The organism is Plantibacter elymi (nom. nud.) (assembly GCF_900177795.1).
Classification (GTDB): Bacteria; Actinomycetota; Actinomycetes; order Actinomycetales; family Microbacteriaceae; genus Plantibacter; species Plantibacter elymi.
The window spans coordinates 65,296-74,186 of sequence record NZ_FXWJ01000007.1; the positions used below are offsets into that span (position 1 = coordinate 65,296).

At 70.1% G+C, this 8,891-nt stretch carries 8 protein-coding genes and 1 rRNA gene; all 9 read right to left on the reverse strand.

The window, feature by feature from the left end:
- Positions 1 to 3: 3 nt before the first annotated feature.
- On the reverse strand, positions 4 to 642 hold the full coding sequence (locus CCK91_RS19240; protein ID WP_086475419.1) for an NUDIX domain-containing protein: 639 nt from the start codon (positions 640 to 642) through the stop codon (positions 4 to 6).
- On the reverse strand, positions 635 to 2,329 hold the full coding sequence (locus tag CCK91_RS19245; RefSeq protein WP_194718987.1) for a CTP synthase: 1,695 nt from the start codon (positions 2,327 to 2,329) through the stop codon (positions 635 to 637). The genes CCK91_RS19240 and CCK91_RS19245 overlap by 8 nt, the downstream gene beginning before the upstream one ends.
- Positions 2,330 to 2,415: 86 nt before the next feature.
- Positions 2,416 to 4,113 carry a DNA repair protein RecN gene (gene recN, locus CCK91_RS19250; protein WP_086475420.1) on the reverse strand — a complete coding sequence of 566 codons (1,698 nt, stop codon included), beginning with the start codon at positions 4,111 to 4,113 and terminating at the stop codon, positions 2,416 to 2,418.
- Positions 4,110 to 5,120, reverse strand: a complete 1,011-nt coding sequence (locus CCK91_RS19255; RefSeq protein WP_079706105.1) for an NAD kinase — start codon at positions 5,118 to 5,120, stop codon at positions 4,110 to 4,112. Before CCK91_RS19255 ends, recN begins: the two co-directional genes overlap by 4 nt.
- 4 nt (positions 5,121 to 5,124) lie before the next feature.
- Entirely contained in the window at positions 5,125 to 5,976 is an 852-nt protein-coding gene (locus CCK91_RS19260) for a TlyA family RNA methyltransferase (protein WP_086475421.1), read from the reverse strand.
- A gap of 3 nt (positions 5,977 to 5,979) precedes the next feature.
- Entirely contained in the window at positions 5,980 to 6,138 is a 159-nt protein-coding gene (locus CCK91_RS19770; RefSeq protein WP_162852287.1) for a hypothetical protein, read from the reverse strand.
- A gap of 91 nt (positions 6,139 to 6,229) precedes the next feature.
- Positions 6,230 to 7,231 (reverse strand): HAD-IIA family hydrolase, encoded by a 1,002-nt coding sequence (locus CCK91_RS19265; RefSeq protein WP_242664625.1) that lies wholly within the window; start codon positions 7,229 to 7,231, stop codon positions 6,230 to 6,232.
- Between the two features lie 4 nt (positions 7,232 to 7,235).
- Positions 7,236 to 8,687, reverse strand: coding sequence for a hypothetical protein (locus CCK91_RS20015; RefSeq protein WP_242664626.1), 1,452 nt, complete (start codon positions 8,685 to 8,687; stop codon positions 7,236 to 7,238).
- A 136-nt stretch (positions 8,688 to 8,823) separates the two neighbouring features.
- Positions 8,824 to 8,891 (reverse strand): 5S ribosomal RNA (gene rrf, locus CCK91_RS20160); the annotation flags it as partial.

The following is an 8,891-nucleotide window of genomic DNA, read 5'->3' on the forward strand; positions in this document are numbered from 1 at the left end:
GCCTCAGGCTCCGCCCGGCCCGATCGTGGAGTCGCCGCTGTCGCGCAGCGTCGACCACCCGCGATCGCGAGCCGCGGCGGCCGTGAGGACGCCGAGCATCAGGATCGAGTTGTGGAGCCGGCCGTCGAGCACCGCGGCCACGGCGTCGTCGAGGGGCACCCACTCCACGAGGATGTCCGCCTCCTCCTCAGCACGGGCGAAGGCCTCGGCGGTCGCGGTGAGGTCACGCGCGAGGTAGATGCGGATCGACTCGTTGCTGCCACCGGGCGTCGTGTAGAACTCGGTCAGCAGCTGCAGCGAACCGGCGACGAGGTCGGCCTCCTCCTCCAGCTCACGACCCGCGGCAACGGCCGGGTCCTCCCCCGCGATGTCGAGGAGGCCGGCGGGCAGCTCCCAGTCACGCTCACCGATCGGGTGTCGATACTGCTGGATGAGCAGGACGCGCTCGTCGGCGTCGAGCGCCAAGACCGCGACCGCCCCGGTGTGGTCGACGAACTCGCGCACGACCTCGCCGTCGCCGTAGCGGAACGACTCCCGACGGATGTCCCACACCTTGCCCGCGAACGCGCGCTCGGAGGACACCACCTCGACGGGGTGCGACTCGTCGCGCAACGACGCGGCGTCGCCGATCGACTCAACCATTGGCGACGTCGAACAGACGGCTCGCCTGCTGGCGCTCGAGCGAAGCACCGACGAGACCGGCGAACAGCGGGTGCGCGTGGTTCGGGCGCGACCGCAGCTCGGGGTGCGCCTGCGTCGCGACGTAGAACGGGTGCACCTCGCGCGGCAGCTCGACGTACTCGACGAGCGTGCCGTCGGGCGACAGGCCCGAGAACTGGAGGCCGGCGTCCGCGATCTGCTGGCGGTAGCCGTTGTTCACCTCGTAGCGGTGACGGTGACGCTCGGACACCTCGTCCGCACCGTACAGCTCGGCGACGATCGAGCCCTCGTCGAGCTTCGCCGCGTACAGACCGAGGCGCATCGTGCCGCCGAGGTCGCCGCCGGCGATGATCTCGACCTGCTCGGCCATCGTCGCGATGACGGGGAACTGCGTGTCGGGGTCGAACTCGGAGGAGCTGGCGCCCTCGAGCCCGACGACGTTCCTGGCGTACTCGATGACCATGCACTGTAGGCCGAGGCACAGGCCGAGCACCGGGATGCCGTTCTCGCGGGCGAACTTCAGGGCGCCGAGCTTGCCCTCGATGCCGCGGATGCCGAAGCCGCCGGGGACGCAGATGCCGTCGACGTCGGCGAGCGCCTTGATCGCTCCCTCGACGGTCTCGCAGTCGTCGGACGGAATCCAACGGATGCTGACCTTCGTGTCGTGGGCGAAGCCGCCGGCCTTGAGCGCCTCGGTCACCGACAGGTAGGCGTCGGGCAGGTCGATGTACTTGCCGACGAGGCCGATGGTGACGGCGTGCTTCGGGTGGTGGACGGCCTCGAGGAGGTCGGCCCAGCCGCTCCAGTCGACCTCGTTGGTGACGAGACCCAGGCGGTCGGCGATGTACGCGTCGAGGCCCTGGTCGTTCAGCATCGTGGGGATGTCGTAGATGCTCGGGACGTCGACCGCGTTCACGACCGCGTCCTCGTCGACGTCGCACATGAGTGCGATCTTGCGCTTGTTGCTCTCGGTCACCGGACGGTCGCTGCGGAGCACGAGTGCGTCGGGCTGGATGCCGATGGACCGGAGGGCCGCGACCGAGTGCTGCGTCGGCTTCGTCTTCTGCTCACCGGAGGCGCCCATGTACGGCACGAGGGACACGTGGACGAAGAACACGTTGTTCCGGCCGAGCTCGTGGCGGATCTGGCGAGCCGACTCGATGAACGGCTGCGACTCGATGTCGCCGACCGTGCCACCGATCTCGGTGATGATCACGTCGGGCTGGGGGGTCTCGGACGCCTGGAGGCGCATGCGGCGCTTGATCTCGTCCGTGATGTGCGGGATCACCTGCACGGTGTCGCCGAGGTACTCGCCACGGCGCTCCTTGGCGATGACGGTGGAGTAGATCTGACCGGTCGTCACGTTCGCGGCCTGGCTCAGCTCGATGTCGAGGAACCGCTCGTAGTGGCCGATGTCGAGGTCGGTCTCGGCGCCGTCGTCGGTCACGAAGACCTCGCCGTGCTGGAACGGGTTCATCGTGCCCGGGTCGACGTTGAGGTAGGGGTCGAGCTTCTGCATGACCACCCGGAGCCCGCGCGCCGTCAGCAGGTTGCCGAGGCTGGCTGCGGTGAGCCCCTTGCCCAACGAAGAAACGACACCACCAGTCACGAAGATGTGCTTGGTCGTGCCGTTGGAGCCCGAGACGATGCCGTCGATCGGAGAGTTCAGGTTGCCCGCTTCAGAAGTATTCACCACGGGCTTTTATCCTACCATCCAGTTCGGGTTCATGTGTCGCTTCCTTCGCGGTCGCGTCGTCAGGAGGCTGCGAGGGCGAGCAGTTCGCGGGCGTGGGCGAGGCCGCTGTCGGACTCCGCGAGCCCGGAGAGCAGCCGAGCCATCTCCGCCTCACGCTCGGCGCCGACGAGCTGGCGCACGCTCGACGCGGTCACCGAACCGTCTCCGCCCTTGACCACGCTCAGGTGGTTGTTGGCGAAGGCCGCGACCTGCGCGAGGTGGGTGACGACGATCACCTGCGAGCGTTCGGCGAGGGCCGCGAGGCGACGCCCGATCTCGATCGCCGCGGCTCCGCCGACGCCGGCGTCGACCTCGTCGAACACGAAGGTGGGCACGGGGTCCGCACCGGCGATGACGACCTCGAGGGCGAGCATCACGCGGGACAGCTCTCCACCCGAGGCGCCCTTGCCGAGCGGTCGGGGCTCGGCACCGGCGTGCGGCCGGAGGAGGAAGGCGATCACGTCCTTGCCGTGCAGCGTGAGGTCGTCGCGATCGGACACCTCGACGACGAGCTCCGCCTCGGCCATCGCGAGCGAGCGCAGTTCCGCGCTTGCGGCTGCGCCGAGTCGAGCGGCGGCTTCGATCCGGACGGCGCTCAACGTCGCGGCAGCGGCGTCGACCTCCCCGGAGAGTCGTTCGACGTCGCCCTCGAGCTGGGTGATGCGGTCGGAGTCGCCGTCGAGTTCCATCAGGCGGGTGCTGCCCGTCTCGAGCAGGTGCAGGACGTCCTCGGGCGTCGGCCCGTACTTCCTGGCGAGCGTCGCGAGGGTGGCGCGGCGCTCCTGGACGACCTCGAGTTCGCGAGCGCCGTCCTCGTCGAGTCCGGCGAGGTAGCTCGAGAGCTCGGCGGCGATCTCTGCGGCCAGGTAGCTCGCATTGGCGACACTCGCGGCGATCGCGCCGAGGGCGGGATCGTGCACCGAGGCCCGGTCGAGCTGCCGCCGCGCGCCTTCGAGCAGTCCGACGACGTCGCTCTCCTCGCCGGCCTCGGCCGAGACGAGTTCTCGGGCGCCGGCCGCCGAGAGACGGAGTTCTTCGAGGTTGGTCAGTCGATCGGCGCGCTCGGCCAGCTCGGCGTCCTCGCCGGGTTGCGGGTCGGCCTGCTCGATCTCCGCGAGCGCGACGCGCAGTTGCTCGGCCTCGAGGAGTCGCGTGTCGCGCTCGTTCGTCAGGGTCTCGAGTTCCGTCCGCAGCTCCAGGAGCTCCGTGTAGCGCCGCTGGTAGTCACCGAGGGCCAGCTGGAGTGGCTCACCGGCGAAGCGGTCCAGGGCGTCGCGCTGGGCCGGCGCGGCCCGCAGACGGATCTGGTCTGACTGCCCGTGCACGACGACGAGCTGCTCGCCGAGTTCGGAGAGGATCCCGATGGGCGCCGTCCGGCCGCCGACGATCGCGCGGCCGCGGCCCTCGGCGGTCACGATCCGGCCGAGCAGCAGCTCTGCCGCATCACCCGCGGGATCGAGGTCTCCCCCGGCCTCGCGGACGCGCTCGGCGACGACGCCGTCGCCCGGCACCAACCAGCGTCCCTGGACGCTCGTCTGCTTCTGGCCCGCTCGCACGACGCCGCTGTCCGACCGCTGACCGAGGAGCAGCCCGAGGGCGGTGACGACCATCGTCTTGCCTGCGCCGGTCTCGCCCGTCACTGCGGTGAAGCCGGGACCGAGCGGGAGTGTCCCGGACGCGATGACGCCGAGGTCGCGGATCTCGATCTCCTCGATCATGCGGTGCCCTCCTGATCGCTGTGGTGTCGGGTGGCCGTGGAGGCCGGGAGGTGGATCGTGCCGGTCATCGGCTCCTCGCGTCCGACGGGGCCGCGCCAACCGGTGACCGGTAGCCGGAACTTGTTGACGAGTCGATCGGTGAAGGTGCTCTCGTGGAGGCGCGCGAGGCGGACCGGCACCGACGAGCGTCTGACGACCACGCGGGCGCCCGGCTGGAGGTCCTTGGCCCGGCGGCCGTCACACCAGAGCACGCCGAGGCCGTCGGTGCGTTCCAGGACCTCGACGGCGAGGGACGACTCCGGGCCGACCACGAGCGGCTTCGCGAACAGGGCGTGCGCGCTGAGCGGGACGAGGGTGATGGCCTCCACCGACGGCCACACGACCGGCCCGCCCGCCGAGAAGTTGTAGGCGGTCGAGCCGGTCGGCGTCGAGATGACCACCCCGTCGCACCCGAAGGAGGAGAGCGGACGCTGATCGACCTCGATCACGACCTCGAGCATGCGTTCCCGGCTCGCCTTCTCGACCGTGGCCTCGTTGAGCGCCCACGTCTCGTAGACGACCTCCGCGCCGACCTTGACCCGGACGGAGAGCGTCATGCGCTCCTCCACGAAGTAGTCGCGACGCACGACCCGTTCGACCGTCTCGGCGAGGTCGTCGCGCTCGCTCTCGGCGAGGAAACCGATGTGACCGAGGTTCACCCCGAGCAGCGGCGCCGCCGATCCTCGCGTGACCTCGGCCGCGCGCAGGATCGTGCCGTCGCCGCCGAGGACGATCGCCAGTTCGATGTCGCCGAGGGAGACCTCCTCGTCGAGGATGGAGACGACGTCGAGATCCGGGTCGACCGCGATGAGGTCCGCCCGCTCCAGCGCGCTGAGGACCGGGCGGACGCCCGCCTCCAGGAGCAGCCTGGACACGAGCACGGCGGCATCGCGCGAGTCGTCGCGGCCGGTGTGCGCGACGACCAGGATGTTCCTCGCCGCGACCGCAGGATCGGTGGAATGTGCCATCGGGTTACGCTCCAGCCATCGAGGTGATCTGCTGCATCCATTCTGTCGGATTGGTTCCGTGCTCCGCCGATATCCACACCACGTACTCGCGGTTGCCGTGGGTGCCGACGATCGGCGACGGGATGAGCCCGGCCGTCCCGAGCCCGAGGTCCCAGGCCGCCCACAGGACGCCTGCGACGGCGTCGGCACGGAGCGCGGGATCGGTGACGACGCCCTCACGGACGCCACCACGACCGACCTCGAACTGCGGTTTGACAAGCAGGACGAGTTCCGCCGGTGACGCGACGACCGACACGAGTGCCGGGAGCACCTGGGTGAGGGAGATGAACGAGAGGTCGCCGACCACGAGCGACGGACGCTCGTCCAGACCGGTGAGGTCGCTGAGCTGCTCCGGCGTCAGGAAGCGGACGTTGCACCCCTCGACGACCCGCACCCGCTCATCGTCGCGGAGTTGCGGCACGAGCTGGTCGTGCCCGACGTCGAGGGCGATCACCCGACGCGCCCCACGCTCGAGCAGGACCTGGGTGAATCCACCGGTGGAGGCGCCGGCGTCGAGGACGAGTGCGTCGTCGACGACGACCGGGAAGGCGTCCAGGGCGGCGAGCAACTTGTGGGCGGCGCGACTGACGTAGTGGTCGGCGCCGGCGACGACGACCCGAGCATCCGGGTGGACCCGGTGGGAGGCCTTCACGATCGTGCGGTCGTCGACACTCACGAGCCCGTCGGCGATGAGCTGGGCCGCATGGGTCCTGGAGCGGGCGAGTCCTCGCGCGGCGAGGGCGGCGTCGAGGCGAGCGGGCTGCGCGGCGCCGTCCGGCGAATCGGCTGCAGCAGGCGGTTCGGGTGTGTTCTCCATGCGCTACGCCGAGGTCTTCGGCGAGTCGCTCCCCTCGAGCGTCGCCCGCAGTTCGTCGACGAGCTGGCTGTATGCGGCGGCCCGCTCCTCGAGCGGCTGCTCGTCGATGAGGTGGACGCGGGACACGAGGCCGTCGGTCGGGTGCTCCGGTTCGTTCGTCACAGGGCAACCCTACCGGCCGCCGCCCTCGCCACCCCCGGGAACCGCTGTGGGCGAACACCCGTGGCGACCCGCGCCTCCCGAGGGGCGGGCATCACTCCGCGTACAGGTGCTCCGGGACGTTGAGCCCGTAGATGGCACGGCCGGACGCCCAGATCGCGGCGCATGCGGCGCGCAACAGGTCGATCCGGGACGGGCCGTCCGACTCCACCACGACGTCGTTCCCACGGATCCGCACCGTGGCCGCACCGACCGTCGCCGCCTTGCCGTCGCGCGACATGGTGGTGGCCGGATACGGCTCGTGCAGCTGCCGCAGGTCCTCGAGGATGAAGGTCGGCCGGGAGTGCTGGTCGGCCGCGAGGACGTGCTTGGCTCGATCAATGCCGGTCAGGACGAGGGCTGACGCGATCCCGGCGCGGTTCGCGCCGAGGATGTCGGTGTCGAGTCGGTCTCCGATGAAGAGCGGCTTCGATGCGCCGAAACGCACCTTCGCCTCGTCGAAGATCGGTACCTCCGGCTTCCCGGCGACGGTCGCCAGACGGCCGACCGCCGTATGGACGGCCGACACCAGCGTGCCGTTTCCCGGAGCGATCCCACGAGCTTGCGGGATGGTCCAGTCCGTGTTCGTCGCGACCCACGGCAGCTCGGAACCGTCGGCGGTCGGCGTCTGCAGTGCGAACGCCGCTTCGGCCAGCTGTGACCAGCCGACCTCGGGAGCGAAGCCCTGGATCACCGCAGCCGGCGAGTCCTCAGCGGAGCTGGTGACGACGAAGCCACCCTTCTCGACCTCGTCGACGAGCCCGGCACCACCGACCACCAGGATCGTGGACCCGGCGGGCACCAGGCCGGCCAGCAGCCGGACCGCGGCCTGCGGGCTCGTGACGACCTCTGCCGGCGCGACGCTGAGGCCGAGGTCGGTGAGGTGCTGCGCGACGGAGGCGTCCGTCCGCGAGGCGTTGTTCGTGATGTATCCGACGCGAACGTGTTCAGCCGCCAGGTTCAGCGACTCCACTGCGTGCGGGATCGGGTTCGGACCGGCGTAGACCACGCCGTCCAGATCCGCGAGGACCACATCGACGCCGTCGAGCGGGGTCACGGGCTTAGGCCTTCTCGTCAGCAGCGGACTCACCGGAGGGCTCCTCCCCAGGCAGATCGTCGGATTTAGGGGCGCCAGCCGTGGGCGACTCGGGCTCGTCGTCGAACTCGAGGAACTCCTCCACGACCACCATCGTCTCGCCCTCGTCGTCCGCAGCGGACTGCTCGAGCGCTTCGGAGGCGATCATCGCGCGGTCGTGCCAGACGGCCGCCTCCTCCTCACGGCCGAGCACCTCGAGGGTCTCGGCGTATGCGTTGAACAGCGCCGGGCTGTAGGAGAACGCACGCTTCGGGTCGAGCTGCGGGATCTGGAGCTCGAGCAGCGCGTCCTCGGCCTGCCCGAGGTCGAGCCGGGCACCCGACATCGCGATCGCGAGGGCGACGCGGACAGGCACGTCGAGGGTCGAGCGATCGACGGACCGGCCGAGTTCCAAGGCACGCTCCGGTCGGCCGACGCCGCGTTCGCTGTCCACCATGAGTGGCAGCTGGTCGTCCTTGCCGGAGATACGGCGATAGGTCCGCAGCTCGCGAAGCGCGAGGGCGTAGTCTCCGGTCTCGTACGCGGTGATGGCGAGGGTCTCGCGGACCATCGCGATCCGGCCGGCGCGACGGGCGGCGGACATCGCGTGCAGATGAGCAAGCGCGGGATCGCTGTCGATCAGTCGCGCCGCCATCGCGAGGTGCTGGGAGACGCCGTCGGCGTTCTCCTTACTCAGGGTCTTCAGCTCGTTCCGCGCACCCTTGTCGAGGTCCTGTGGCGTGACGTCGTCGGGGATCTCCGGGTCGTCGTGGCGCGGACGGATCGACTTGAGCTCGAACGCGATGCGCTCTTCCTCGGTCAGCTCGCGCTCGCGACGGAACGCGTCGCGGTCGCCGCGGGCCGGAGCGCCATCGCGCGTCCACAGCTCGCGTCCACCGCTGTCGCGCCCGCGGTCGGGACGGCCACCTCGCTCCGAGGAGTGTCCGCGGTCGGTCCGGTTTCCGCGGTCCGGACGATCGCCGGACGACGGGCGGTCGCCGCTGCGTGCGGGACGGTCCGAGCGCTGCGGACGATCCCCCGACGACGGCCGGCCCTGCTGCCAGGCGGGACGGTCCGACCGTTGCGGACGGTCGCCGGACGTTGGACGATCCTTCTGCCACGCGGGACGATCAGAGCGCTGCTGTCGGTCGCCGGACGACGGGCGGTCGCCGCTGCGCGCGGGACGGTCCGAGCGCTGCGGGCGGTCCCCCGACGCCGGGCGATCCTTCTGCCAAGCCGGACGATCCGAACGCTGCGGACGATCCCCTGACGACGGACGATCACCACTCCGTGCTGGGCGGTCGGATCGCTGCGGACGGTCGGTGCCACGAGCGCGATCATCGCGCCGTGCAGCACCACCGTTCCCACGGTTGTCACCGGAAGATCTCGGAGGACGTCGCTCACCCTTGTCGGGCTGGTCTGCTGACTGGTCACTCACGATGATCTCCACGGTGCTCGGACGCCGTCACCCGGCGTCAACCTACTGTTGAATTCTTGTCCCACGGTACCCGTGAAACGACGACTTAACGCAAAATGGCCACCCAAGAACCTTGGGTGGCCATTTCAACGAAGAAGTCCGGCGGTGTCCTACTCTCCCACAGGGTCCCCCCTGCAGTACCATCGGCGCAAAGAGTCTTAGCTT